The 26,687-nt window shown below is 40.0% G+C and carries 22 protein-coding genes and 4 tRNA genes; 6 read left to right on the top strand and 20 right to left on the bottom strand.

The features are described from left to right. The first annotated feature begins 912 nt into the window (after positions 1-912). Positions 913-1,857 (top strand): ABC transporter permease subunit, encoded by a 945-nt coding sequence (locus ACZ5XR_RS26915; RefSeq protein ID WP_464499498.1) that lies wholly within the window; start codon positions 913-915, stop codon positions 1,855-1,857. Then, on the top strand, positions 1,854-2,840 hold the full coding sequence (locus ACZ5XR_RS26920) for a hypothetical protein (protein ID WP_464499499.1): 987 nt from the start codon (positions 1,854-1,856) through the stop codon (positions 2,838-2,840). The genes ACZ5XR_RS26915 and ACZ5XR_RS26920 overlap by 4 nt, the downstream gene beginning before the upstream one ends. 43 nt (positions 2,841-2,883) lie before the next feature. On the opposite strand, the gene ACZ5XR_RS26925 is transcribed toward ACZ5XR_RS26920, so the two are convergent. The 4 genes from ACZ5XR_RS26925 to ACZ5XR_RS26940 form a co-directional block, all read right to left on the bottom strand. After that, positions 2,884-3,255 carry a hypothetical protein gene (locus tag ACZ5XR_RS26925; RefSeq protein WP_464499500.1) on the bottom strand — a complete coding sequence of 124 codons (372 nt, stop codon included), beginning with the start codon at positions 3,253-3,255 and terminating at the stop codon, positions 2,884-2,886. Between the two features lie 24 nt (positions 3,256-3,279). Beyond that, positions 3,280-3,795 carry an acyl-CoA thioesterase gene (locus ACZ5XR_RS26930; protein ID WP_464499501.1) on the bottom strand — a complete coding sequence of 172 codons (516 nt, stop codon included), beginning with the start codon at positions 3,793-3,795 and terminating at the stop codon, positions 3,280-3,282. A gap of 206 nt (positions 3,796-4,001) precedes the next feature. Beyond that, positions 4,002-4,904, bottom strand: coding sequence for a LysR family transcriptional regulator (locus ACZ5XR_RS26935; protein ID WP_464499502.1), 903 nt, complete (start codon positions 4,902-4,904; stop codon positions 4,002-4,004). A gap of 228 nt (positions 4,905-5,132) precedes the next feature. Beyond that, positions 5,133-6,050: a sigma 54-interacting transcriptional regulator gene (locus tag ACZ5XR_RS26940; protein ID WP_464499503.1), complete on the bottom strand. Its 918-nt coding sequence runs from the start codon at positions 6,048-6,050 to the stop codon at positions 5,133-5,135. A 208-nt stretch (positions 6,051-6,258) separates the two neighbouring features. Between ACZ5XR_RS26940 and ACZ5XR_RS26945 the strand changes: the two genes are divergently transcribed. From ACZ5XR_RS26945 to ACZ5XR_RS26955, 3 genes are read left to right on the top strand one after another with little or no spacing between them, the layout of a single operon-like run. Then, positions 6,259-7,599, top strand: a complete 1,341-nt coding sequence (locus tag ACZ5XR_RS26945; protein ID WP_464499504.1) for a glutamine synthetase family protein — start codon at positions 6,259-6,261, stop codon at positions 7,597-7,599. A 22-nt stretch (positions 7,600-7,621) separates the two neighbouring features. Continuing rightward, entirely contained in the window at positions 7,622-8,521 is a 900-nt protein-coding gene (locus ACZ5XR_RS26950) for an acetamidase/formamidase family protein (protein ID WP_464499505.1), read from the top strand. An 18-nt stretch (positions 8,522-8,539) separates the two neighbouring features. Then, positions 8,540-9,880 carry an APC family permease gene (locus ACZ5XR_RS26955; protein WP_464499506.1) on the top strand — a complete coding sequence of 447 codons (1,341 nt, stop codon included), beginning with the start codon at positions 8,540-8,542 and terminating at the stop codon, positions 9,878-9,880. Positions 9,881-9,998: 118 nt separating this feature from the next. Here ACZ5XR_RS26955 and ACZ5XR_RS26960 read toward each other — a convergent pair whose 3' ends face one another. Then, a complete protein-coding gene (locus ACZ5XR_RS26960) occupies positions 9,999-12,134 on the bottom strand; it encodes a YhgE/Pip domain-containing protein (RefSeq protein WP_464499507.1) in 2,136 nt (711 codons plus the stop codon). 158 nt (positions 12,135-12,292) lie between these two features. On the opposite strand from ACZ5XR_RS26960, the gene ACZ5XR_RS26965 reads away from it, so the two are divergent. Continuing rightward, a complete protein-coding gene (locus tag ACZ5XR_RS26965; RefSeq protein WP_464499508.1) occupies positions 12,293-12,976 on the top strand; it encodes a hypothetical protein in 684 nt (227 codons plus the stop codon). Between the two features lie 402 nt (positions 12,977-13,378). Here ACZ5XR_RS26965 and rlmH read toward each other — a convergent pair whose 3' ends face one another. The 15 genes from rlmH to dnaB form a co-directional block, all read right to left on the bottom strand. Beyond that, positions 13,379-13,858: a 23S rRNA (pseudouridine(1915)-N(3))-methyltransferase RlmH gene (rlmH, locus tag ACZ5XR_RS26970; protein WP_464499509.1), complete on the bottom strand. Its 480-nt coding sequence runs from the start codon at positions 13,856-13,858 to the stop codon at positions 13,379-13,381. Positions 13,859-13,959: 101 nt separating this feature from the next. Continuing rightward, positions 13,960-14,118 carry a CxxH/CxxC protein gene (locus ACZ5XR_RS26975; protein WP_464499510.1) on the bottom strand — a complete coding sequence of 53 codons (159 nt, stop codon included), beginning with the start codon at positions 14,116-14,118 and terminating at the stop codon, positions 13,960-13,962. Positions 14,119-14,266: 148 nt separating this feature from the next. Next, positions 14,267-15,490, bottom strand: coding sequence for a S1C family serine protease (locus ACZ5XR_RS26980; RefSeq protein ID WP_464499511.1), 1,224 nt, complete (start codon positions 15,488-15,490; stop codon positions 14,267-14,269). Positions 15,491-15,636: 146 nt separating this feature from the next. Beyond that, positions 15,637-16,431, bottom strand: coding sequence for an MBL fold metallo-hydrolase (locus ACZ5XR_RS26985; protein WP_464499512.1), 795 nt, complete (start codon positions 16,429-16,431; stop codon positions 15,637-15,639). A gap of 5 nt (positions 16,432-16,436) precedes the next feature. Then, on the bottom strand, positions 16,437-17,231 hold the full coding sequence (locus ACZ5XR_RS26990) for a two-component system regulatory protein YycI (RefSeq protein WP_464499513.1): 795 nt from the start codon (positions 17,229-17,231) through the stop codon (positions 16,437-16,439). Continuing rightward, positions 17,218-18,540: a YycH family regulatory protein gene (locus tag ACZ5XR_RS26995; RefSeq protein ID WP_464499514.1), complete on the bottom strand. Its 1,323-nt coding sequence runs from the start codon at positions 18,538-18,540 to the stop codon at positions 17,218-17,220. The genes ACZ5XR_RS26990 and ACZ5XR_RS26995 overlap by 14 nt, the downstream gene beginning before the upstream one ends. Next, positions 18,537-20,363 (bottom strand): cell wall metabolism sensor histidine kinase WalK, encoded by a 1,827-nt coding sequence (gene walK, locus ACZ5XR_RS27000; protein WP_464499515.1) that lies wholly within the window; start codon positions 20,361-20,363, stop codon positions 18,537-18,539. Before walK ends, ACZ5XR_RS26995 begins: the two co-directional genes overlap by 4 nt. Before the next feature lie 8 nt (positions 20,364-20,371). Then, positions 20,372-21,082: a response regulator YycF gene (gene yycF / locus ACZ5XR_RS27005; RefSeq protein WP_464499516.1), complete on the bottom strand. Its 711-nt coding sequence runs from the start codon at positions 21,080-21,082 to the stop codon at positions 20,372-20,374. Positions 21,083-21,250: 168 nt separating this feature from the next. Then, positions 21,251-22,444 carry a peptidoglycan DD-metalloendopeptidase family protein gene (locus ACZ5XR_RS27010; RefSeq protein ID WP_464499517.1) on the bottom strand — a complete coding sequence of 398 codons (1,194 nt, stop codon included), beginning with the start codon at positions 22,442-22,444 and terminating at the stop codon, positions 21,251-21,253. Between the two features lie 225 nt (positions 22,445-22,669). After that, positions 22,670-22,742: transfer RNA gene (locus ACZ5XR_RS27015), tRNA-Phe, on the bottom strand. A gap of 166 nt (positions 22,743-22,908) precedes the next feature. Then, positions 22,909-22,985 (bottom strand) — tRNA-Asp (locus ACZ5XR_RS27020). Between the two features lie 67 nt (positions 22,986-23,052). Further along, positions 23,053-23,124: transfer RNA gene (locus ACZ5XR_RS27025), tRNA-Glu, on the bottom strand. 36 nt (positions 23,125-23,160) lie between these two features. After that, a tRNA-Lys gene (locus tag ACZ5XR_RS27030) sits at positions 23,161-23,236 on the bottom strand. Between the two features lie 520 nt (positions 23,237-23,756). Next, on the bottom strand, positions 23,757-25,049 hold the full coding sequence (locus ACZ5XR_RS27035; RefSeq protein WP_464499518.1) for an adenylosuccinate synthase: 1,293 nt from the start codon (positions 25,047-25,049) through the stop codon (positions 23,757-23,759). Positions 25,050-25,218: 169 nt separating this feature from the next. Continuing rightward, positions 25,219-26,574 carry a replicative DNA helicase gene (dnaB, locus tag ACZ5XR_RS27040; protein WP_464499519.1) on the bottom strand — a complete coding sequence of 452 codons (1,356 nt, stop codon included), beginning with the start codon at positions 26,572-26,574 and terminating at the stop codon, positions 25,219-25,221. Positions 26,575-26,687 lie beyond the last annotated feature (113 nt).

Here is a 26,687-nt window from a genome sequence, read left to right on the forward strand (position 1 = left end):
GTAAACACATCTGTCTACGTGTAAACACCTTTGTGCACATTATGTTTACTTTTCGTATACACGTAAACGCTTTTTGTAAACAGATACCATTTTTCAATGTCTGACTTTCAAAGTAATAAGGGACAGCCCTTCCTGTTTTATCTTATTGCCACAACTAAATCTCCTTACATATATTCTTTAACGTTTGGGTTGCATTAACAAATAGCCTACTTGCCGTTCCCTGGCCAGTTCGTTAATCTATCCTTTGGTAAGACCTCCTTTTAAGTGGGGGGGAATTTAATGGATAGATCAAATCAAATTTAAAAGCTGCTTTCGTAAACTTTGTTGCTATTTAACTAAAAAGAAGAGTGGATGATTACCGCTACGCTGAGGAAAGCTTCCAAGAATTATCTTTACAGTGACAGGCTGCCTTTTACACTTGTCACTATGATACTCACCGCCCACACAAAGGAATGTGATAGCTTTTTCGAGGAGTCTCACACATTCCACTCCAATCTACTTCTCACATAAACTTTTTAAACCACAATCTTTTAGAAAACATCCAATATAAAAAATTGGCTATGTCAAATACATTTGTTTATATGCATTCCAATTCCAACAAATACTTTTAACTCATCCAAAATATTAAGAGAGATTAGGAGCTTCTTATGAAGGTAGAGTAAACATGTAAACAAATATGTGTATATGTAAACTAAATTCGTATACATATTGGTATCAAAGGATGCAAACACATTTGTAAACATGTAAACGTCTTTGTGCACCACATGTATACTTTTCGTAAACGTGTAAACGCATTTGTTTACTTTCAAGAAAAGTTAGAATTATTAGAAAAAACATTGAATTAATAGATTGATTTGTAATATTATGGATAGAGGAACTCCTCCTTGCTGTATTTTGGAGGTAATTGGATCATTGAATCTTTTTTTACGTTTATTAGGCAGTCTTCTACTTTGGGTTTGTATGGCCATCATCATCATCCTAATAGTCTTATTGCCACGCGAGACACAATCCCACCGGGTTGGTGTTACCGATGTCATGTCCTATCATTTTACTTGGGATCATTATAAACAAAATATTTATGATTATTTGAAAGAAGTACAAATCGAAAAAAGCCTTGGGACGACCATTTATAATGAACCTGTGGAAACGGAACTTTGGCTTTATTTTAAAAGGAGTATTATCGTTCTGCTTCCTGCCATGCTGCTTAGTATCTTTACAGGAATCTGCAAAGGTGTCTTCGATTATCGGTTTCAAACCAATAAATTGGGGAGTTTTTTGGGAAGAGGCTCTACATGGCTGGGGCAATCAGTTCCTGACTTTTTCCTGATTTTCCTCTTTCAGACCCTTTTATACCTGGCCATGCACTATGGTTTTCCTAGATTGCATATGTACGGGAATGATGAATGGTACAGCCCCTTTTTGCCAATCGTATTTTTAAGTATGTACCCGGCGTTTATTATCGCAAAATATACTTTCCAAGCATTAGAAGAAGAAGATGAAAAAGATTATATTAAAACAGCAAAAGCAAAAGGTGTTCCTGACCGAGTAATGCTTTGGAAACATATTCTAAAAAATTGCTATCCAAAATTACTTCAGCATTTTATGCCTATTACCTTAATATTATTTTCCGGTATGTTTGTCGTCGAATTTTTAACCATGTATCACGGTATCGGTTATCGTTTAATAACGGCCATACATATTAAAAGTATTTTCTTTGCTGGTGAGTCCTTTCCCATTGATGTACCTGCTGTCATTGGCTTTAGTTTACTGATTCTGGTTCTTTTGCTTTTCGCACAGTGGATCAACCAAATACTTGAATTTGTTTTTAATCCAAAAAAAGGGGGAATGTTCAAATGAGAAAGATCCCCTCTTTATGGATCGGAATAATAGGTTGCAGCATCTTTGCCATCATTTTTATCTTCGGTCCTTATTTGCCTCATGTCGATCCACATGTCACACCACATAAATATGTCGTAGGGCCAAAGAGCAATTTGGATTTTAGGATCCCTCCATTTGCTCCAAATCAAGATTTCTTATTAGGTTCCGACAAATCCGGCAGGGATATCTATAGTGCCCTCATTATGGGTACCCGCGGGACCTTAACGGCCGTTCTTTCCATCTCTTTTATTACCTTTTTACTTGCGATCCCGTTTGGTGTCGCTTCAGCCCATTTGCCCTTTTTCAGGGTGTTGTTACAGGGATGGAATTATTTATTTTCAAGAATACCCCTATTTTTTTACTTTATTATCGTATCGACCATTCCATTTTTTATCTTTTCGCCGCACCGGGCGATTTGGATGATCAGCTTTCTTATTATCTTTGAATTGGGAAAAGTAGGAGAAGTTGTCTATAAAGGCGTGACACTCATTCAAAAAGAAAGCTATTTTGAGGCAGGGATTGTAGCCGGGTCCAAACCATTCGGACTGTGGAAACGATATTATTGGCCGGGTTGTTATCCTCAGTGGGTTGCCTATTTTGTGCAGCATTTGGGAAGTATGTTATTTTTACTAGGTCAGCTTGGGATTTTTGGAATTTTTATTTCCCAGAAATTTATCCAACAAATAAGCGGTGCTTATTTAATGGATAATACTGCTATAATATGGCCGAGTTTTTTGTTCGATGTTTTAATCGACTTTGATGCGTTTCCATGGGTTCCTTTATTCAGCTCTCTTTTTATCACTTTATCCATGTTTTCCTTTGTTTCTTTAGGGGAAGGGATTTTAGAATATCATTCAAGAAAGCATAAAGGATTTCTTTTCGGGCGAAAACCGTTTATGCGCCGATTCAAAAGCGAAACGGCCAATCTGAAATTGAACAGGGCTGATTCAAAAGGTCATTGAGAAATGACTTTTGAGCCAGCCCTTTTTTATGCTTTTCAAGCTATTAATGGACCACCGTTGGACCAACTAATGCTCTTGGGTTTTCTCCTAATGCCAACTTGCTAATATTAGCATAACTAACGGGTTTATACGTTTTTAGGAGCTGTTTTAAATCTAAGAATCTATTATCTGTTTTTAATTTTTCAATTTCACGCTTATAGACAGACAATACATAATTATCCTGTGACATAGGTTGGAATTTACTTGAATCCTCATCCATTATTAATGAGCCCATATATTGATAACCATACTGAAATTGACGAGTTAGTTTAATGATATTGATAAATTTTTCATAAATAGATGGTTTTGTTTCAATAAAGTTTTCGATCGCCATTTGCGCATTTTTTAATTCGCTATAACTTGTTGCGATTACCATATAATATCTCCCCTTTGAATCGTATTAATCCCATGGTTTATCCAGTGTAAGCTTGGACACGAGTTCTTTATTTTGTTCCCTTTTTATCTTGCGGATACTTTCCCGTTCTTTTCCTGTTTCATAAAGAAATTTCTCTTCCTCTGTTTCTGGAACAACAGCTGGCACTTCTTTCGGTCTTTTATTTTCATCCAAAGGAACGAATGTGAAGAATGCTGTAGCCGCGATTCTACGATTTCCAGATTCAAGATCTTCCGCAATCACCTTACAGAAAATCTCCATTGACTTTTTACCTGTATAGCTGACAAATGATTCAATACAAACCGAATCACTAACTCGGATCGGTTCAAGAAAATTAACGGAGTCGGTCGATGCCGTAACGCATTCCTTTACTCGTGAATGCCTGCGGGCGGAAAGCGTCGCACAAGCATCCATCTTCTTCATTAAAACTCCACCGAATAATGTATAATAATTGTTTAAATCATTAATGAGTACTTGATCGGTTTGAACTACACGCGTTTCTTTTATTTTCTTTGTTTCCATTTATTATCACCTTATATAAAAATGCTTTTGAAGTGTTACTTCAGCATTAGAATTTTTGACTAGGTCATTATAATACATCCTCAGTGGTAAGATACAATGCCAATAGGACATAGAAAGCATAACAAAACTGTATGAAAGCGCTTCTTAGCCTAAACATAAAAATAGAGGTTGTCATACAGACAACCTCCTTACAATATGGACTCAATCTATAAACCTTGGTTCGGATCAGCCTCCGCCAGCTTTACTTTTGCGAATCGGATAAATTCTTTGGCAACCTGTGATAAGTTTGCGTCTTTTTTCCATATCATGGCTAGATTCCATTCAATCGTCGGGTCGGTTACGGCTACCGTATGAAAATCATTTGTTAGTTCCAGACATGTACTTTCAGGAAGTAAAGTGATACCGATATTGTATGCAACCAATTCTTGAATGAAATCCAATTGTGATGTTTCCGAAACAATAATCGGTTGAAAACCAGCTTCTCTGCAAGCGGTGATGACAAGACTTCTTAACTCAAAATCCCGGTTGAACATAATAAATCCCTCTTCTTTAAGCTCTTGCAAGGACACCTTCTGTTTCCCCGCAAGACGATGTGACGAGGGTACAACTAGTTTTAATTTCTCATGGACAAATCTATAACTATCGAGATTATCGTTTTTTTCAGATAGAACAACAACCCCAAAATCGAGTAAATCATTAACAATCTTCTCTTCAATCAGCTTTGATCCATCCTCTTCCAATTGAAATGTCACCTCTGGATATTCTTGATGGAACGAAGCAATTAATTCTGAGAAAAAAATGGTACTGGTGATCGTAGGTAGACCGATACGGACATGTCTTCTTTTTAGCATAAGCATCTTATCGAGATCAGCATCCAAAAGCCGTAATTGTTTTTCAATTTTTAATGCATGGTTTTCCAGAACACGTCCTGCATCTGTTAGCGTCAGCTTTTTTCTTGATCGAATAAAAAGAGGGGTTCCGAGTTCATCCTCCAATGATTTGATAATCCTACTGAGGGCAGGCTGCGTCATGAACAGATTTTCAGCAGCATTGGTAAAATTACCTGTACGTGTAACTTCAATAAAACACTCTAATTGTTTAATTTCCAAGCATATCATACACCTTATATCTATCTTTAAAGATTTTTTAGAATATCATATCACGAATCCTGCATTTTTAAAAAAGGTACTATTCCACTACAGCCAAGACGGTAACTGAGTATTAAAAAGTTACTCAGTACCAAAAGCCCTTGGTTACTATCAATAGAAGTAACCAAGGGCTTTAATTCTAGGTGATTTCTAAACAAAGTTTATCGTACGATACATTGTCCTCCTTCCTTACTTCTCAATTCCCCATTTTTGCATTTTCCGCAATAAGGTAGCATGGCTAATTTGCAAACGGCCTGCGGCTTTGCGAATACTCCCGTCCATTTCAAGAGCCTGTTTAATCAGCAAACTCTCAAACTCACCCACTTGTGAATCCAATGACCCTGCGGGCACAGGACTCGGATGAATATAGCCGGGAAGGTCTGATGGCTCAATATATTCCGCAGTGGTATTGACGCAAAGAATCTCAACTAAATTCCTCAGTTCAAGGATATTACCGGGAAAGGGATAAACTCTTAAAATTTCTAGCGTCTCATTTTTGAACCACTTCTTTATTTTGTATTCCTTACAGAAATATTGAAGGTAATGATCAATCAATGGCAAGATTTCTTCTGGACGATTGCGCAATGGAGATACAGGAATATAAGCGACATTCAGTCGATAAAATAAATCCTCTCGAAATTTCTTTTCCTTGACGAGTTGAGCGATAGGTATGGTTGAGCTCGCAATGATCCGTATATTTAATTTTTTAGACCAGCTTCCACCAGCCCTATCATTTTCCCGTTCTTGTAAAAACCGCAGTAACTTAACTTGTAATTTTGAACTTAATTCCCCTACTTCTTCAAGAAAAAGTGTCCCCTGATCGGCAGACTCTACCAAACTTGGATTTCTTTTAACGGCTGGAACCGATGTGTGGTCCGTTCCAAATAACTCAGGGTCGGACTCATGGTCCGTAAACGAACCACAGCTTATTTTAACAAAGGACCGATTCGACCGATCACTTAAACTATGAATTTTTTCGGCAATCATTTTTTTTCCTGACCCTACTTCACCTTCAATTAAAACAGTTGTTGGAAAATTGGCTAGACGTTTGATCATTTCAAATAACTTGATACTTGAAGGGCTTTTTACAATATAAGAGAAATCCAAGCTATTACACCTCATTTTTGGTTCAATTACAAAAAATACAAACAATAATGAACCGCCGTTAAATTAATACTTTCATAATATTATGGTTCATTTTTTAACCAACGTCAATAATCGAAAATAAAAATTGTTGAAATAATTATAAATTTACTGTATATTCAAAAATAAGTTAACGCAAATGGTTCATAAATGAAAAGAGGAGAGAGGCAGATTGCTAGAATCTGATTGGCAGACTCATATTCAACAAATGATTCGAGATCACCAAATTCATACTGTAAGAATGTCTCTGAATGATAACTCCAATATCGCACGCGCACGTTATATACCGGCACAAAAGTTTTTGGAGATGGGGCAAAATGGAAGTATTTCCTTTCCTTCCGTGCTATTTTCCATGGATACATCTGAACATGTACAAACAAAAGTTGGATCAGGATTTCACGGGGGATTTCCAAGCTGGGAAATTAAGCCGGATTTCCCGACGTTTGGTCCCCTCCCATATAAATCCGGTATGGCGAGGCTGATTGGAGATCTTTACAACGCAGATGGAACACCAATCGAAACTGCCCCGCGCTACGTGTTGAGGAGAGTTCTCGATGAATATAAAAAAGCTGGTCTTCGTGTCTATGGAGCGTTTGAGTATGAATTTTACGCTTTTAAAGAAACGGAAAATGGACTGGAACCTTCGTGGAAAGGATTACACTGTTTTTCAGAAACGAAACAATCTCAAGTGGAAGATATATTTGTTTCGTTACTGAAAGGCCTTGCTGAAATGGGGGCAGGTCCAGAAGTAGCCAATACGGAGTATGGTTCCGGTCAATTTGAAGTGACCCATTCCCCATTTTGGAATTTAGAAATTGCCGATATGGCTTTTTATTATCGGACAAGCATTAAGGAAATTCTCCATGAAAAAGGCTATAAAGCAACATTCATGAGCAAGCCCGTCAACGATATGAGCGGCAGTGGTGCTCATTTAAATTTATCGCTTCATGATGAAAAAGCCGGGAACTTATTTGCAGATGCATCTGCACCGGATGGATTGTCCGATTTGTGCCGCTGGTTTATTGGCGGGCAGCAGCGGCATGCCAGAGCCTTATGTGTACTTGTCAATCCAACAGTAAACAGTTACAAGCGACTGAAACCGTATTCATTTGCTCCGTCGACCAACACTTGGGGATATGAACATCGCGGTGCCATGATCCGAATCCCTAATAATCGGGGAATAGATACCAGGTTGGAACACCGGCTCCCTGGAGCAGACACCAATCCATATTTAGCACTTGCCGCTATCCTGGCAGCGGGACTAGACGGTATTCGCAATAAGATAGAGCCTGCTCTTCCCCTGCAAAGTCAGGATGCTTACACGGCTGACTTTGAACCGCTTCCTAGGTCATTATGGGAGGCACTGAATGATTTAAAACAGGATCCATTTTTCAAGGAAATGCTCGGTGAGTCCTTTATCAATGACTATCTTGCACTGCGCGAGGCAGAACTCGAGCGATACATGTTTCATGTAACGGATTGGGAATTAAAGGAGTACCTAGATATTTTCTAACTATTTATGAGGAGGATTTACTATGTATCGAGTTGAAAAAAAGAATTTAATTTACGCTATGTCGGATCAAAATAAACCAGTTCTTTCAGTAGAGAACGGTTCAACTGTCGTATTTGAAACCTGTGATTGCTTTGAAGATCAGATTACGTCCATTGATACCCCTTATCATTCATTAAACTGGGACCGCATCAACCCTGCAACCGGACCCGTTTTTATAGAAGAAGCAGAACCGGGAGATATCTTGGAGGTAAAAATTGAAAAAATCCATCTTACTGACCAAGGTGTTATGATGACTGGACCAGGTCTTGGGGTTCTGGGAGAGGATTTAAGCGAAAATGTTATCCAGATGGTTCCCATTCGTGAAGAAAAGGTGATTTTATTAGATAAAATCGAATTGCCTTTAAATAAAATGATCGGCGTTATTGGAACAGCTCCTGCGAATGGAGAATCGATTTCCTGTGGAACTCCTGATAAACACGGCGGGAACATGGACTCAAAAGTGATTACTGAGGGATCAACGCTTTATTTACCAGTCAATGTTCCTGGTGCCCTGTTAGCAATGGGAGACCTTCATGCAGCAATGGGTGATGGAGAGGTTTCCGTTTGCGGTGTAGAAATTGCAGGGGAAGTCACCGTTACTGTCAACGTCATCAAAGGTAAGCAGTGGAACGTTCCAATGGTCAAAACAGAGCATGCACTTTATACTATTGCTTCTGAAAAAAGTCTTGATGACTCAGCCGTTGCTGCAACTAAAAATATGGTGGCATTTTTGGAAGCAGAAGCTGGGATTTCCAAGCATGACGCGACTTTCCTGCTAAGCATTGGCGGGAATTTACAGATTTCGCAGGTGGTCGACCCATTGAAAACCGCACGTTTTGAATTACCGATGTCTATCATTCGACAGCTCGAAATTACAATCTAAAGAAATGAGGGAAACAGCATGTCATTAGAAAATTTCGGTTACAAGCAGGAGTTAAAACGAGCACTAACATTTTGGGATTTATTGATATACGGAATGATTTTCATGGTCCCTATCGCCCCTTTTGGTGTGTACGGCTATATTACCGATTCCTCTAAGGGAATGGTTGCTTTGGCGTATATGATCGGGATGTTCGGAATGATTTTCACAGCGCTGAGTTATGCAAGAATGTCCGAAGCTTTCCCAATTGCTGGATCCGTTTATGCATATGCCCAGCGAGGAATTAATGACAAAGTAGGCTTCCTTGCCGGATGGGCCATTTTGCTAGATTATATTTTGGTTCCAGCGCTCTTGTATCTTGTCAGTGCTGCAGCCCTAACCGCTTTAATCCCGTCTATCCCGATTTGGGTCTGGCTGGTTTTATTTATCGCGATAAATACAGTAATTAACGTATTTGGCGTAGAGTTTACAGCAAAGGCCAATAAAATCATCTTAATTTTAGAATTTATTGTATTGGGAATTTTCATCGTTGTCGGTCTTGTTGCACTCTCTCACGGAATGGGAAATGGACATTTAACAACGAAGCCGCTTTATAATCCAGGCTCCTTTAATTTATCACTTGTGATGGGTGCCGTTTCGATCGCTGTATTATCTTTCCTGGGCTTTGATGGAATCTCCACATTATCTGAGGAAGTTAAAGGTGGTAGTAAAGTAATCGGAAAAGCAACCGTTACAGCCCTTCTTGTTGTAGGCGCATTATTTATCATTCAGACATGGATTGCCAGCGACCTTGGTGCAGGAATGAAATTAGCTAATCTCGACACAGCCTTCTATGAAATTGCCGGTAAAGCAGGTGGTACCTGGTTAAAGAATTTAACCATTGTTGCAACTGCGTTTTCTTGGGGAATTGCCAACGCGCTTGCCGCTCAAGCTGCGATTTCGAGAATTTTATATTCGATGGCCCGCGATAAGAAATTGCCTGCTGTCCTTGCAAAGGTACATCCGAAGTTCAAAACCCCTTACATTAGCACGATTCTTGTCGCAGTTGTTTCGTTGGCCGTGGGATTATTCTTCCAAAGCAGAATTGATGTCCTAACCAATATCGTAAATTTTGGGGCCCTTACCGGATTCCTTGTCCTTCATGTATCCGTTATTAATCACTATATCATTCGTCAAAAATCAAAGCAGTATGTTCGTCACCTGATCCTACCGCTTATTGGATTCCTGGTCATTGGCTATGTTATAAAAGGAATGGATCCAACAGCCATTAAACTTGGCGTGGTCTGGATTATCATTGGTGCCGTTTATTTATTTGTAATAACCAAAGTATTTAAGGTATCCTCGGCATCGCTGGATATTTAATCTTCGAAAAATAGTTGGGGCTGTACTATAAGACCAAAATGGTTTTTTAGTACAGCCCCTTTTGGTTATCCAGTTGGATCGAACACTTTCTTAATCGCTTCAATGGAAAAGGCTACGACTAGTGAATAAGCCGGCTTTCTCTCGCCTTTCTTTTTAACCCGCTGCCCCATTTATCAATGGGTCCTTTCAGGAGCAACCCAAACAACAGGGTTATAATCACAATGAACAGGAAAATAGCAAGATCCTTTTTGGCTACGTCCCATTGAATGCCACCAACACTTTCTCTCATGAGGCTGATGGCATAAGTAAAGGGCAGAAGCGGATTAAGTCTTTGAAAGAATGGCGGCATAATTTGAATCGGAAATGTTCCACCTGAACCTGATACTTGTAAAACGAGTAAAACAATCGCCAATCCTTTCCCTACATTTCCAAAAATAGATACTAGTGTATACGTAATTAACATAAATATTGCACTAATTAATAACCCGAATAACACAAAGCATAGTTTCGCAGCTACATATGTCTTTAATAGATAAAGATCCCCTAGAGTGACGATAATCGACTGAAATAAGGAAAATGTAAAAAAGGTTAAAAACCTTCCCAAATATACCTGGTTCGGGCTGAATTCATTTGCTGGAATCTCAACTGGGATCAGTGAAATTAATAGCGTTGTCCCTACCCAGAGCGACAATATCGTATAAAAGGGTGACATCGCTGAACCGTAATTTGGAATAGGAAATAATCGTTTTTCCTTCATTAAAACCGGCTCTGCAAAATAATCACTTTCCTTCATCGCATTATTTCGCAACAAATCAATTATCTCCTGGATGTTAGCCGTTTTTTCAAATTGGCGAATTTGATTCGCGAGTTTAGCAATCTTATGTTTCACACCGGGAAAATCCTGTTTAATCAGAGCAATATCCCTTCGACCAATGGCAATGCCGTTTGATGCATCATTTAGAATTCTCTTAATCTGTGGCAGTGTTTGATCTGCTTTAGTGAAGAAATCATTAGCATGTATCGGGATGCTTTCTACAGACTCACTCAATTGTTGAATTTTCGGTGCCAACTCCGTATCATAATTGGCCGTCAATTGAGTAAGTCTTGATGTAACAGCCTTTGACGCCTCACCCGCTTGCTTGACGAGTGCTTGTGAAGGGCCAGCCTGGGTTTGAATGGCGGTTAACATATGTAATAGATTTTCTGAAGTTGCCTTTTCTTTAGTCATGCTGGCTAGCTGTTGACTAAAAACAGGGTTATTTCCTAATCCATTTAAATTTTCAAACAGGTTGATCAATAATGTTTCCAAATGAATCAGCGTGTTTAACCGAGTTACACTGTCATTTAAAGCGTTCTTTTTATCTTCTTGACTGGCGGTTGGAGATAATAGTAGCCCTGTTAATTGTTCGATAGAAGCCGCATTTTGCTGCATATAGAGGAGATTCTGTTTAACTGTTGGTCCAAGATTCGAAAATGCTTCTTTATTTTTATCAAGAAAGTTTGTTACTTGTCCAGATAGTCCCTTGGCTTCGTCTATTATGCCCTGCACTTCTGTCACATAGCTTTGCAGGTCCCCTACAATTTTTTGTGCTTGAGCTGAGTCCTGATCGGCTGTATGAATAATGGTTTCAGCTTCTTCTAAATGGTCGTTGAGCCAAAAAATCATGGTTTTTAATTTTTCGATATCCAGCAAATTCTTCTGAAGTTCAATTCCAAGTTGATTAAAAATGGTAAAAATGACATTACTAGCTGTCTTAACGAAATTTTTACTGATTTCATCCTGCAGACCTTCTGCTCCTTTAACGGTAATTTTAGGAGAGATGGCGTTTATTTTTTCATTTACTGTGTAGATTAGCACAGGCTTTTTGGGGTTGTCGCTTAGGATAGTCGCAATTTTGGATGAAAAGTCTTTTGAGATTGTGATACTCGCAAAATATTTCCCTTGCTTCACTCCGCTGTCAGCCTCCACTGAATCAACAAATCTCCAACCAAGCGACTTATTTTTCCTGAGGGCTTGAATAACCTCTCGGCCGATATTGATCTCCCGGCCTTTTAATACAGCACCGGTATCGTTGTTAACAACAGCAATGGGGATCCCCCTGGTATTTCCATACGGATCCCATGTGGCTTCAATATTAAACCAAGCATAAAGCGATGGCAGAACTATTAAGGCAAGAATGATTGCTGCTGCGGCCCAGTTAGTGGCAACACTTAAGAGATCTTCTCGATAGATTTGGAAAACCCTCTTTAACACGAATAGACCCCCAAAAATCATTATTAATAAGAATAATATTTGATTAATTTTGCGGTCTATACATTTTAAATGTATAGAGATTCCCTTTCAATACAAGGAGAATTAAAAGTTCGCCTTGAAACATACTAAATCAAGATAACAGGAAAGAGGGGCATGTAATGAAAAGAATCTTAGCAATTCTTTGTACGATATTGCTCTGTGATTCAAGTGGTGTTTTTGCTGAACAACCACCGGTGCCGAAGCAAAAACTGGTTGCCAGTAATGAGAAAGAAGGGGTCTACCTTTACGCGACTCCTAACCTCCAAGAAAACATCTATAAAGACTTTCATGTAAAAATTAAGAATGAGATGGTTGAAACGTATAGATGGGAAGTGGAAATGAGAGAAGAGCGCAAACCAGAATTACATGTGGTTGACATTAATCATGACGGTCAAAAAGAAATTGTGGTCATCTTAACATTAGGTACTGGTACATCGGTAGTACAAAAAGAAGCACATATCATTCAGCGTGTAGAAACAGCAGACGGAAAAGCTTACGAAGAAATGGATATCGATGACCCCGTACACACAATTGAGCGTGATTTCATGATTAAGGCTACTGACAAAACCATACAGGTAAAGGGCCGTAAGCAATTGTGGAAAGCGAAGAATCAATGCGGCAAAACCTATTATCACCACCGATTCCCGTTACATCAATCTGTCAACTGGAAGGTAGCCGGTAATCAATTGATCGCGGATGTAGGTTTAACCATCACATATAATTGCGTCCCGGCTAGTTTTATCCTAAAGTATCAGCAAAAAGGGGAAATTTATGTTGCAAAGCAGGTTGAAGTGAACTTGTAGACCTTTAATAGTCGTCCCGCGATGGTTTTCATCTAAATAGGAATTCTTGTCCTTAATTTGAGTAAAGAGCGATAGTAAAATAAGCGGAGGTTTTTCGGTTAAATGCAGAATGGAGCTCTTTTCGGGGAAAATAAGGGGAAGTTTTCCGATTATACATAGCAAAATGGCCCTATTTTCATGTTTTTCAAGTCAATAGGCGGAATCTCTCCATCTATTTAAGCAATTTTTTATTTTATTTACCAATTAAGCGGAATTTCTCCGTCTATTTATCAGCTTGGATGATTGACCTGATCACCCAACCGATAAAAGCGGATCCTCACGAAAGAAAAGCGGATCACAGTCCATCCGAAAACTTATTATATTCAAGCCTCCCCAACCTTAAGGGGAGGCATTTGACTAAATTTACTTATGGTACGGTTCTCCCCGATTAATCCGAAATGCCCGGTAAATCTGTTCCACCAAAACCAATCTCATCAACTGATGGGGAAAAGTCATCTTCGAGAAAGACAGCTGTTCATTCGATCGCCTTAATACTTCCTCACTCAGCCCCAATGACCCGCCGATTATAAAAGCGATTTTGCTTTTGCCGTATGTAGCTAATTTATCGAGCGTATCCGCCAGTTCTTCCGATGATTGCATTTTGCCGTTTATGGCGAGCGCAATCACATATGTATCTTGGCTGACCTTTGCTAAAATTCTTTCTCCCTCTTTTTGCTTCACCTGCAACATTTCTGATTCACTTAATTCCTCTGGTGCCTTTTCATCGGCTACCTCGAAAACTTCTACTTTTGCGTAGGCGGTTAATCTTTTTAAATACTCCTCAATCCCCTGCTTTAAATATTTCTCTTTTAATTTGCCAACCGTTATGATCGAGATATTCACAATCCACAGCCCTTTACAAAATGATTACAAACAGGTTACAAACAACTTATCCACAAAAGTTATCCACATATACACATTTTTTATCCACATCTTGTATGGAATCACTTGTTCGCCACAATATATACAGCCGCATTTTGACAATATTCACAGCTTGTAGATAAGTTATCCACATCTACTTTCGATAAAACAGGATAAGTTTCATATTCATCCACAACCTCATCCAAGGCAATTTCCACATGTTCTTCACAGCAATAAATCATTCATCTTCACCTTTCCCACTAAAAATTCCAATAGTCCTATTGTTTACGTTATCTACTTCCGTCATACTCAGCCGGAAATCCTTATCCATCATACCACAAAAAAAAGCAGGGAAGTCTCCAACTCACTTTCCTGCTTCACTAAATCCTGTTATTGGGTAACAGCACCGGTTAATTTTAGGGTAGTCTCCATCAATTTTCCGGCCCGGTAAAATCTTATTTTCATGAGATCGCCAATTTTCTTTTTCTCATACAAATGTTTTCGAAGATCGATGACATCATTTACCCGCTGCCCGTCAATTTCCACGATCACATCTAATTCTTTTAATCCTGCCTGCGCTGCTGGTGAATGGGATTCCACTTGTCTAAGGGCTACACCATAATTTACATCATGAGGCAGCTTTAATGCTTCAGATTGATAATAGGCAGGGATTTCCGAAACAGATTTTAAATCAACCCCCATATAGGGCCGCTTGACGCTTCCGTAATGCTCAAGATCATAAATAATCGGCTTCGCAGAATTAATCGGAATGGAAAGTCCAATTCCTTCAACGGCTGTTTGAGAAATCTTCATCGAATTGATTCCAATTACTTGCCCGCCAATATTGATGAGAGCACCGCCGCTATTACCAGGGTTAATGGCTGCATCGGTTTGCAGCACCTCTGCCTGCCAGTCAATGACGCCATCCTGATTAATATCAACAGGAATCGTCCGCTTAAGACCTGAAATAATTCCCTCTGTCACAGAACCGGAAAAGGTTGGTCCAAGCGGGTTTCCGATCGCCATTACGGGTTCACCCATCTTTAATTTATCAGAGTCGCCAAAAACCGCTACTTTTTTGACCTGGCTTCCGTCAATCTCCACTACGGCTAAATCGGTCCAAATATCACTGCCCAAGAGCTTTGCTGGCAGTTTGACCCCATTGGACAGACTGACCTCCAGCTTCGTGGCGCCTTCCACCACATGATGGTTTGTGACAACAAAAGCTCTATTCCCAACCTTTTTGTAAATAACTCCTGAACCGGACCCTGTTGCTTGATCCGATTTGCTGCCATTGTCCGACCAAAAATTCGATGATTGAATATTGGTGATACCAACTACAGCATCAGCAGCCTTTGCAACCGCCTGTGTCGTACCTGTATTTACATTAAGGGCCACTTGTTCCTGAACCACATTTGGCTGATTATTCATATTCGAATCGGTTGCAAGATTCTGATGGGGTTGAATGTTATAAGGGAGAATTCCTTGATTGGACAATGCCGGAATTGCAATAATCACCAGAACTGCTCCAAGAATCGCACTCACAATACTGGAAATCAAAATGCCGCTCCGGCCTCTTTTCACTCTGCCTGAATGATCATCATAATAACCCAAATCACACCATTCCTCTCTTACCAATGAAAAAAATATTTCTATTTTGGCTTATATGTATCATTATGCACACCAAACTGCTAATTTATTTCATTCGATAAAAGCAAAAAAGAGTGAGACCTGTTAGCAAGGTTTCACTCTTTTTCCGTCTATACGGCTGTTAAAGCCGTTGGTATTTTTGGATCTGTGTCATATAAATCGAATTGTTCACCGACAATGAATCCACGTTCCTGAAGGGTCTGTGCAACCGACATCCTGGCTAAATCCTTCATATTGTTATCCAGACTTAAATGAGCCAGATAGACTCTTTTCGTTTTGTCACCGACCACTTCGCTCATCGCAACTGCTGCATCCTCATTGGAAACATGGCCGACATCACTTAAGATTCTTCGCTTAATATTCCATGGATATCTTCCCATTCTGAGCATTTGCACATCATGGTTGGATTCAAAAATATAAGCATCTGCATTCGAGATGATGCCCTTCATCCGATCGCTGACATAGCCGGTATCTGTAATAAGGACTAGCTTCTTGTCAGCATGATGGAACACATAAAACATCGGTTCAGCCGCATCATGAGAGACGCCAAAGGATTCAATTTCAACTGAACCGAACGTTTTAACTGTCTCCATATTAAAAATAAACTTTTGATCTGTTGGAATCTCGCCAACCAATCCGTCCATTGCCCGCCAGGTTTTCTCATTTGCATAGACAGGCAGTTTATATTTGCGGGCCAGCACGCCAATTCCTTTAATATGGTCGCTGTGCTCATGCGTTACAAAAAGGCCTGAAAGCTTACTCATATCCCGGCCAATTTGCTGAAAAAGACCTTCCATTTGCTTTCCGCTAAAACCGGCGTCGACTAAAAAGGAATGTTCTTCTGACTCCACATAAAGGGCATTCCCTGTACTTCCGCTTGCTAAGATGCTGAATTGTAATGACATTCTACTCACTCCACTGTACTTTTTCCATCGCTCGAAAATTGGATGATCTGCCCTTCAAATGCATTGACAAACAAACTCTCTTTATCATTTACGACAAAACGCCATGTTGGTGCCAGAACTTGAGAAGCCGTAAGCTGAATCAAGGTTGAATATCCAAGCTCAATCTTTGTAATATTACTTTTTGATTTGAGGATTCCCTTTTGATGCAACGTCTCAATCGCCTTCAATGGCGGGAGAATCTCCTCTTTGGCTGTCAGCTTTTCCATTCCCTCAAGATAGGTTTGTTCATAAGAAACAATTTGATTATCAGAATTAATATGAAAGGTAATCATTCCATTAATGTTTTGATACAAAGGGAAGTTGTCATATTCTTGAAAATAGGTGATCGTTTTTCGCTTTTTATTTTCTTCCCAAAATTGATAATGATCGCCGTATAGGACATTCTCTTTTAAAAGGTCGGCAAGCTCTGCCGGTTCGAATTTTGTGCTCAATTGAAGGGGCTTGTCCAATATCATTTGAATGCTGGTTCCATTTTTTAAGAGGAAGGATTTTCCCTTTAACTTTGCCAAATCTCCTTTATTAAATATTTTCGGTTTTGCACTAAGGTATTGATTTTTAATGGGTGCCTTTGGAAAGTCTACGTACTTAATTTCATCTGCTTTCAGTTTTTCCTCGAATGTGGCCTCGGTCACCAATTCATATTTATTAGCATCACGGATTTGCAGGAATTGAAATAAAAGATAGACATCTAAAATTAAGAACGTAATAATAAAAATGGTTTTAATTTTACTCCAATCCATGCCCTAAGCCTCCAGAGTCATCCATTGTAATCTCGGTCCATTTATTATTATAAAGGTAAAACCAGGCGGGTTCTAAGAGAATCAGCCTGCCTTCCACTTCATCCCTTTGCATGCGATAACCCAAAGTCATTCCATTAAGCAGTTCAGGTTTAAAATCCTTTTTGCTTTCTAAATATTTTAATATCTCATGTCCGGAGGGAATGGTAATCTTTTGTGTTTCTGACTTAAGTGGGAGTTCCATGGAAATATCCGGACGTACATATTGATTAATATCATTCTTTCCCCAAACCTCTTTAATTTCGGAATTGCCCTGATTATTAAATACTGGATACCCTTCAAGGCTGTATAAACGGAAAATAACCGATTGATTTGCCTCATCCTTTGAAACATAACGGTATGGATCTGTCCATCCTCCATGCTCATTAACAAAATCAATGCTTTTCTTCACTAAGTCATAGGCATTTGTCGAAAAACCACTTTCAGCGGTCGGATTCACATATGAAAGCATATTCGTATCATAATAGACATTCATTTTACTGGAACCATTCGTGTATTCTTCTCCCTGCGGAACCAAGTTCTTTTGAACAAAGCTTGGATCGCTGAAGAGCGCTTCTTTGAATACTTCAGAATCAAGGGTAACAGGTAAATATTTATATTCATTCATGACGGTTGTGCTCTCAGGTAAAAAAATCGTCCGTTTCGAAGAGGCTTTATAGGAAAAATACCGCAGCAGACGTACCGCATTTTTATAATAATTCCGGTTGAAATCCCTTAGAAAGGTAGCAGAAATATGGCTGGTATAAACCTGCTGGTGCTGTGATGAAGCAAAATAAACGATTCCATTATCCTTTCCTGAGTTCTCAGCATTAATAATAATCCGGTCAAAGTTGAAATCAGGTAGTTTTCTCTCTTCAAAATTTAAAACACTTCGATATAAGGCAATGGGTACCTCTCCAGGGAAAATAAGTTCAACATTCCCGTTTGCATGGGCCAAGTCGTCAACATTACCCACTTTACCAGAATCGTTTTTGAGAGCAGAGAAACTCCACTGACTCATTTGTTTAACCATTTTATCTAAATCGGTTGAATTGGTCGTCCCATAATGCTCACCTTTTATATGATAAAGCACTTGGTCAGGACGAATGATCTTTTGTACCTCTTGTTTTTCACTGATCGAAACCTCTGCGACCACATTGCTGTTTTTCATCGTTTCGTAATCAGGCTGATATGTCCATAAATTCCAAGTTAACACGATACTTAGTAACACGAGAATTGTTAATATAGCTGACTTAATATTTTCGTATCTCATGACCATTCATCCTCTTCGGAACGTTCATATGGCAGAGAGAAGGAGATGATGGTTCCTTTTCCCTCCTGACTCGAAGCCCAGATGGCTCCCCCGTGTGCATTCACCATTTCTTTCGCAATGGCCAAACCTAAACCTGTACCGCCCAGCTTCCTGGTTCTTGCTTTATCGACCCGATAGAAACGGTCAAAAATCTTTCCGATATTTTCCTTCGGAATTCCCACTCCCTGATCTGATATGCTGACAATAATTCTTTCCTCCTCTTCCTTAATAGAGAAGGTAACTTTTCCGCCCTCAGGAGAGTACTTTAAGGCGTTAGAAATAATATTGTACAGAACCTGTGTCAGCTTATCCTCGTCAATTTCAACGAAAATCGCTTCTTTTGGAAGCTTTCTCTTGAAGGTAACATTTTGTTCCTTCGACATCTCGAACCGATCAATGATGCGATCAAAGAAATCAACAAAGTTAACCCATTCTTTGGACAGCTTATAATCGGTACTATCCATTTTTGATAATTGAAGAAGATCATTGACTAAGCGAATCATTCGTTCTGTTTCAGTGCGCGTAACTTCTAAAAAATTCGGAGCAAGCTCCTCATCCTGCCAGGCACCTTCCGCTAACGCTTCTAAATAGCTTCTCATCGTTGTCAACGGTGTTCGCAGCTCGTGGGACACATTGGCCACGAATTCTTTTCGTTCCGCATCAATTTTTTCCTGTTCGGTAATATCATGAAGAACGGCAATTAAGCCATTCACAAAGCCCGTTTCTTTTTGAATCACGGAAAAATTGGCACGGAGAATATAGGGCTTCGTTTTTGTACTATAATCCAAAATTAACGAATCACTTTCTTCCAGCAAGTCCTCGAAGGTATTGGTATCACTTAGACCAAGCAGAGAGACAATCGGCTGCGAAAGGACTGTTTCACGTGAAACATCTAGCATTTCGGCTGCTGGTTCATTGATCAAAATGACGCGCCCTTTCCGGTCTGTCGCTATGACTCCATCTGTCATATAGGACAAAACAGAGGAAAGCTTTCGTCTTTCACCCTCTGTCATCGCTTGTGCTTCCTGGAGCTTTTTCGTTAAATTATTAAACGTAATGGCTAACGTACCAATCTCATCAAATCCATATACTTTTACCTTCCGGGAGAAGTTCCCTTTGGCCATCGCCAATGCCTGCTTCTTCATATCGGCAATCGGCCTTGTGATGGTTTGGGCGAGCAGAATACCTAAAACGGCCGTAATCGATAAAGCAATCGCTGTCCCTGAAGCAAAGATTCCATTGATCGTCTTCATTTGTTGAAAGACATTTTCGATTTTGGCGACAAGGTAGATGGCCCCGATTACCTTTTTCCCCGATTTGATTGGCGTAGAGAGGACCCAAATCCGGTGCCCTGATTGCGGGTCAATTAAAATACTGCTTTGTTCCTCTTCTAGTGTAATGGATTGTTTGATCCTTAACTCTGTTGTCCTTTCACCGACAATCCCTTGATTATTAGGGTCAGAGGTACCAAGAATTTTTAACGACCGGGCATCGATCACCCGTACCTCTGAAATATCGCCCGCTGAAAAATCTCTAAGGATTTTTTTTATGTCTTCTTCAAGCGGCGGGTCTTCAGGTGCTCTTTCCTTTTGCATTTCTTCTACAATATTATAAGCAAGTAAATTTACGCGCTCTTTTAACGACGTTTGAAAATTAGTCCTTAATGTTTCTTCCAGCTGCTTCACAAAATAAACACCAATAATTTGCATGGCAACCAAAAGAAGCAGAACATAGATGATGACAAATTTAACGTGTATTGAGCGAAAGAAACCAACCTTTCTCATGAAGGCATTTACTCCTGTTCAGGATTGCGCAGATAATATCCAACCCCTCGTCGGGTGACAATCCAGGTTGGATGGCTTGGGCTATCCTCAATTTTTTCCCGCAGTCGTCTGACGGTAACGTCCACGGTACGTACATCTCCATAATAGTCGTATCCCCAAACGGTTTGCAATAAATGTTCCCTTGTCATGACTTGACCAATATGTTTGGCCAAATAGTAGAGAAGTTCAAACTCGCGGTGGGTTAATTCAATCGTTTCCCCTCGTTTTGAGACGATATAAGCATCGGGATGGATGACCAGAGAACCAATTTCAATTTCATTTGTTTCCTCCTCTTCATCCGGCGGGGAGTTAAACTGTTGATGGCGGCGCAAATTCGCCTTGACACGGGCAATTAATTCCCGTGTGCTGAACGGCTTTGTGACATAGTCATCTGCGCCGAGCTCAAGTCCGAGGACCTTATCAATTTCAGAATCCTTTGCGGTAAGCATAATGATCGGCATTTCATATTTCTTGCGGACTTCACGGCATACTTCCATCCCGTCTAATAATGGAATCATGATATCCAATAGAATTAAGTCCGGCTGGATCTCGTCCACCATTTTAACGGCCTCGTTTCCATCATAAGCACAAAAGACATTGTATCCTTCTTTTTTTAAGTTAAATTGCAAAATATCTGCAATCGGCTTTTCATCATCGACGACAAGAATTTTCTTCTCCATACTCATTCCTCCTTTGTTCAAATGGATGCTAATTATGAAAAATCCTTTAAAAGTCATATATACTCTATTTTACTTTACCATTGTTTCTGTTTAAATTCACCTATTAGTAGCATTTCTCAACATTGGGAAAAAAAAAGAGGATGTTAAAAAAACAGCCTCTTCTTGGTTTTATTTAAGATAGGAAAGCGGATTTTTTAAGACTCCGTTTTGATGAATTTCAAAATGCAGGTGAACCCCTGTCGCATCGCCGGTTTGGCCCATAATGCCAATCGCCTGGCCTTTTTTAACCGTTTGACCGGCATGGACCTTTAGTGAAGACATATGGCCGTAAATCGTATGAAATCCATTTCGATGGTCGATTTCAATTTTGTTCCCAAAATCTCCATCCCAGCCTGCGAAGATCACGACACCATTATCAGCCGCTTTGATGGTTAGATTATTGGGTCTGGCAATATCAATTCCTTTATGAAACTGGCCCCATCTATATCCCATGGTACTGGAAATATAGCCGCCATTGGTCGGCCAGGCAAACGTGCCATCCCCTCTTGATGGAATCTCTTTTGTTCCCTTAATGATAATGCTATTTATTGGCTTCTGTAGAACTTTTTGAGCTTCGACTGTTTTTTTAACCGTTAGCCCGTTTTGTTCCGAAATCATATATGTAACATCTTTTTCACCTGTTTTGCCTTTTTGTTTTAGCTTTGTTTCGCCTTTAGGTAAGGATGATTGGCTGATGACCTGGGTTTGGTATGGAATCACTTCTTTTTTATTGGCTTCTTTTTCAACCAACACATGAACAAATGGTTTCGGAACCGTAATATTTATTTTTTGACCGATTTGAATGATGGAGGTCACTTTAACCTTTGGATTTAAGGCTAATAATTCTGAGAGCTTTAAATTGTGTTTTTTGGCAATGGAACTTAGGACATCGCCTTTTTTCACAACATATTGCTCTTCTGATAGTGTCCCTTTTTGTAACAAGGCGATTGCCTTTTCCTCTGTGAGAATTTTATTGGCAGAAGCTTTTTCTTCCTGAATGGTAACGTTTTCAGAAAACTGCACACCTAAAACCCGAGTTTCATTCTTCTTTAACGGGGGCAGTGAATTTTTGGCCAATGTATTTAGCTTATTTAATTGATCCTTTGTCACATATTGAAGCTTAAGTTTTTCAATTACGTCTTCAGCGGACTTTTCGTTATTTAAGAAAACAATCGGCTTGCCGTTAACGGTAATAGCGGCTGCTTCTGTCAGATCCGGACTTTTATGTAAGGCTGCTTCATCAGCATGTACAGGACCAGTGGAATAGATGATGGCAGAGGCTGCGATGGCGGAGGTTACTGCCATTCTTAGCAATTGTATCATTGAGTTGTTCCTCCATAAACGATGATTCTAATAAACTAGTTCTATTAATCTATTAAATATTTTTTTACAAATTTCGACTTCTCCAATTTACCATAATTTATATAAAAAACTTTATTTGTATTGGAAATGTAACCAAAATGTATAATTACTGACATTTTCCTACAAAAAACTTCTACAAATAAAAAGAAGCTAACCCAGAGGGTTAGCTTCTTTTTAATTTAAGGATGGCTCAGGACGGAATCGAACCGCCGACACAAGGATTTTCAGTCCTTTGCTCTACCGACTGAGCTACTGAGCCATATATAAAATTGTGTCCTAAACTTTGATAGTGGTCGTCCTTCGTCCCCATCTCAGAGTGCTTATTCAAGATGCAATTCGATGGGTACGCTGTTGTTGATTCGATGTAGCTTATTCAACGTGCTCTACCGACTGAGCTACTGAGCCATATCTTATCTATGTAAAAGTGGCGGTCCGGACGGGACTCGAACCCGCGACCTCCTGCGTGACAGGCAGGCATTCTAACCAACTGAACTACCGGACCAAACTTTGAATATAGCAGTCAGCAAGGCAACCGTCCTTGCCAGTCGCTTACCGACCGCTATGTGCCATGACCCCTACGGGATTCGAACCCGTGTTACCGCCGTGAAAGGGCGGTGTCTTAACCGCTTGACCAAGGGGCCTAACAATGGAAGTTATTTTGCTTCCGTAAAAAACTTTGGTGAGCCATGAAGGACTCGAACCTTCGACCCTCTGATTAAAAGTCAGATGCTCTACCAACTGAGCTAATGGCTCGTACTCTTTATCGTTTCGTGACGACGCTTTTTATAATATCATGGATTTAATAATATATGCAATAGTTTTTTTAAAAAAATTAATAATGGTAACCTATAATTAATTTTTTTGCACTCTAATAGATAGTAATAGGCCTTTTGGGAACATTCTTAATGCCCGAAATACATGAAAAGATCAGGGCTCGGGCATTAAGAGTGCCTCTTATTTACCGATTCCATCAAATTTGCTGCCTCCCGGGCATTTAGGGAGTCTCTTATTTACCGAGATCACCAAATTTGCTGGCGCTCGGGCATTTAAGGAGTCTCTTATTTACCGAGATCACCAAAATTGCTGGCGCTCGGGCATTTAGAGTGCCCCTTATTTTACCGAGATCCTCAATAATGCTGCATTACAGGCATTTAGAGGTTCTTTAATTGACCAATATCGATAAAAAAACAGCTCCAAAGACAATAGAAACTGTTCTTCCTGCCCTTACAAACAGGAAGAGCCCTCACATAAAAGGAGGGCTCTTCATTTCATATTAGATCTGTCTCCAAGGACTGCGCACAACATTGGTTTGCTCACGATCCGGTCCGACGGAGAAGGTGGATAATGGAATCCCGGTCAGCTGAGTGACACGCTCTACATAGTGTCGTGCATTTACTGGCAATTCATCTAATGATTTGCAGCCGGTAATATCCTCTGTCCAGCCTGGTAACTCTTCATATACCGGTTCACACTCAGACAAGATCTTCAAGCTCGCCGGATATTCTGTAATAATCTTATCCTTATAGCGATAAGCTGTACAGATTTTTAACGTCTCAATGCCTGTTAAGACATCAATGGAGTTAAGGGATAAGTCCGTTAATCCGCTGACACGGCGGGCGTGGCTGACAACCACACTATCAAACCAGCCGATACGGCGCGGGCGTCCGGTTGTAGTCCCATATTCACGGCCTACTTCACGAATGCGATTGCCGATGTCATCAAATAATTCCGTAGGGAATGGTCCGTCACCAACACGTGATGTATAGGCTTTGCAAACTCCAACGACATGGCTGATTTTTGATGGGCCGACACCTGAACCAATGGTTACTCCTCCGGCTACCGGGTTAGAGGAAGTTACAAATGGATAGGTTCCTTGGTCGATATCAAGCATAACGCCTTGAGCGCCCTCAAAAAGAACGCGGCGGCCTTCATCCAATGCATCATTTAAGACAACGGAGGTATCGCATACATATTGTTTAAATTGTTGTCCATACTCATAATATTCGTCTAAAATTTCTTCTTTTGTAAAACCGGTTGTCTCATAAATTCTTTCAAATAAGCGATTTTTTTCTGCTAAATTGCGCTCAAGCTTTTCTTCAAATACTTCGCGGTCGAGCAGATCGGCAATTCGAATTCCGACCCGTGCCGCTTTATCCATGTAGGCTGGACCAATACCCTTTTTGGTTGTTCCAATTTTATTGGCGCCTTTGCTAGCTTCTTCTGCTTCATCCAATTTTAGATGGTAAGGCAGGATGACATGGGCACGGTTGCTGATGCGCAAATTATCCGTCGAAACACCTTTTTCATGTAAGTATGCAAGTTCCGTAACAAGTGCTTTTGGATCAACTACCATTCCATTTCCGATTACACTGATTTTTTCTTTATTGAAAATCCCTGATGGAATTAAGTGCAATTTGTAGGTTTCTCCATTAAATTGGATGGTGTGCCCTGCATTATTGCCTCCTTGATAACGAGCAATTACCTCTGCATTTTCAGAAAGAAAGTCGGTGATTTTTCCCTTTCCTTCATCTCCCCATTGCGTCCCAACTACTACTACTGATGACATTAAAGGCACCTCCGAATTATTTGCTTTTAATTAATATCCTCTGTTATTTTATCAATTACGCTGCCCAAAAGTCAATTAAACACGAACATTTATATAACATTAATAAAATATGTTCGTAAAATATTAATTTATGAATATAGCAAAAAAGGATGACTCAAGAGCCACCCTTCTACGCACCAGGAGGATCATCAAAGCGCCTCTCCAGGTTCACGAATTTATTATATTCCTTTACAAATGCCAGCGATACCGTACCAGTTGGGCCGTTACGCTGCTTGGCAATGATAATTTCAATAATATTCTTATTCTCGGATTCTTTATCATAGTAATCATCACGATAAAGGAAGGCAACAATATCCGCATCCTGCTCAATACTACCAGATTCACGAATATCGGACATCATCGGGCGTTTATCTTGACGCTGCTCGACACCACGGGATAACTGAGAAAGGGCAATAACTGGAACTTGAAGCTCACGGGCTAGCTGCTTCAAAGAACGTGAGATTTCCGATACTTCCTGCTGACGGTTCTCACCTGAGCGGCCGCTTCCCAAAATAAGCTGCAAGTAATCAATCAGGATCATTCCTAAGCCATGTTCCTGCTTTAAACGGCGGCACTTCGAACGGATATCACTAATCCGGACACCTGGAGTATCATCAATAAAGATACCAGTGCTCGCCAGACTTCCCATCGCCATTGTCAGCTTACCCCAGTCTTCCTCTGTCAGGGAGCCGGTACGAAGCCGTTGCGCATCAATATTGCCTTCCGCACAAAGCAGACGCATGACAAGCTGCTCTGCACCCATCTCAAGACTAAAAATCGCAATGTTTTCACCCGTTTTTTGGGCCACGTTTTGCGCTATATTTAGTGCGAACGCCGTTTTACCTACAGACGGACGGGCACCGACAATGATTAAGTCATTTCGCTGGAAGCCTGCCGTCATTCGGTCAAGTTCAACGAAGCCTGTCTCCAGCCCTGTAATTTCACCGACGCGCTGATGCATGATTTCAATATTATCATAGGTCCTTACAAGGACATCCTTAATATTATGGAAAGCACCGGCATTTTTCCTTTGGGCTACCTCAAGAATGCTTTTTTCTGCTTCACTTAATAGTGATTCTACTTCATCCTCGCGGGAATAACCATCAGATGCAATCGTTGTAGCTGTGCGAATTAATCGGCGTAACAACGATTTTTCCTCTACGATTCTCGCATAGTATTCAATATTCGCTGCCGTTGGCACAGACCCGGCTAAATCACTTAAATAACTAACCCCGCCTGTATCCTCCAACAGCTTAGCAGCAGCAAGTTCCTCAGTAACCGTAATTAAGTCGACTGCTTTACCCGCATCATTAAGATTCAACATCACATTAAAAATCTTCTGATGGGCAGCTCGATAAAAGTCTTCCGGTATTAAAATTTCTGAAGCCATCGTAAGTGATGAAGGCTCAAGAAAAATGGCACCTAAAACGGCCTGTTCAGCTTCAATATTTTGCGGTGGCAGACGATCTGCAAATAAATCACTCAATCTATAAAACCTCCCGTTCAAGAGGATAATATATTAATAGTTCCATCCAATTATATCCATAAAGAAGAAAAGTGACCAGTTAAAACCGATCACGTTCTTGCCAACTTTTATAT

The organism is Neobacillus sp. Fa239, assembly GCF_055395235.1.

What these genes read in the sequence shown, in the direction of transcription:
- ACZ5XR_RS26990 (WP_464499513.1), bottom strand. Translation starts at nt 17,231, where the DNA reads ATGGATTGGAGTAAAATTAAAACCATTTTTATTATTACGTTCTTAATT.
- walK (WP_464499515.1), bottom strand. Translation starts at nt 20,363, where the DNA reads ATGAGAAAGGTTGGTTTCTTTCGCTCAATACACGTTAAATTTGTCATC.
- ACZ5XR_RS26930 (WP_464499501.1), bottom strand. Translation starts at nt 3,795, where the DNA reads ATGGAAACAAAGAAAATAAAAGAAACGCGTGTAGTTCAAACCGATCAA.
- ACZ5XR_RS26920 (WP_464499499.1), top strand. Translation starts at nt 1,854, where the DNA reads ATGAGAAAGATCCCCTCTTTATGGATCGGAATAATAGGTTGCAGCATC.
- yycF (WP_464499516.1), bottom strand. Translation starts at nt 21,082, where the DNA reads ATGGAGAAGAAAATTCTTGTCGTCGATGATGAAAAGCCGATTGCAGAT.
- ACZ5XR_RS26955 (WP_464499506.1), top strand. Translation starts at nt 8,540, where the DNA reads ATGTCATTAGAAAATTTCGGTTACAAGCAGGAGTTAAAACGAGCACTA.
- ACZ5XR_RS26925 (WP_464499500.1), bottom strand. Translation starts at nt 3,255, where the DNA reads ATGGTAATCGCAACAAGTTATAGCGAATTAAAAAATGCGCAAATGGCG.
- ACZ5XR_RS26950 (WP_464499505.1), top strand. Translation starts at nt 7,622, where the DNA reads ATGTATCGAGTTGAAAAAAAGAATTTAATTTACGCTATGTCGGATCAA.
- ACZ5XR_RS26995 (WP_464499514.1), bottom strand. Translation starts at nt 18,540, where the DNA reads ATGAGATACGAAAATATTAAGTCAGCTATATTAACAATTCTCGTGTTA.
- ACZ5XR_RS27010 (WP_464499517.1), bottom strand. Translation starts at nt 22,444, where the DNA reads ATGATACAATTGCTAAGAATGGCAGTAACCTCCGCCATCGCAGCCTCT.
- ACZ5XR_RS26985 (WP_464499512.1), bottom strand. Translation starts at nt 16,431, where the DNA reads ATGTCATTACAATTCAGCATCTTAGCAAGCGGAAGTACAGGGAATGCC.
- ACZ5XR_RS26965 (WP_464499508.1), top strand. Translation starts at nt 12,293, where the DNA reads ATGAAAAGAATCTTAGCAATTCTTTGTACGATATTGCTCTGTGATTCA.
- ACZ5XR_RS27035 (WP_464499518.1), bottom strand. Translation starts at nt 25,049, where the DNA reads ATGTCATCAGTAGTAGTAGTTGGGACGCAATGGGGAGATGAAGGAAAG.
- ACZ5XR_RS26975 (WP_464499510.1), bottom strand. Translation starts at nt 14,118, where the DNA reads ATGATTTATTGCTGTGAAGAACATGTGGAAATTGCCTTGGATGAGGTT.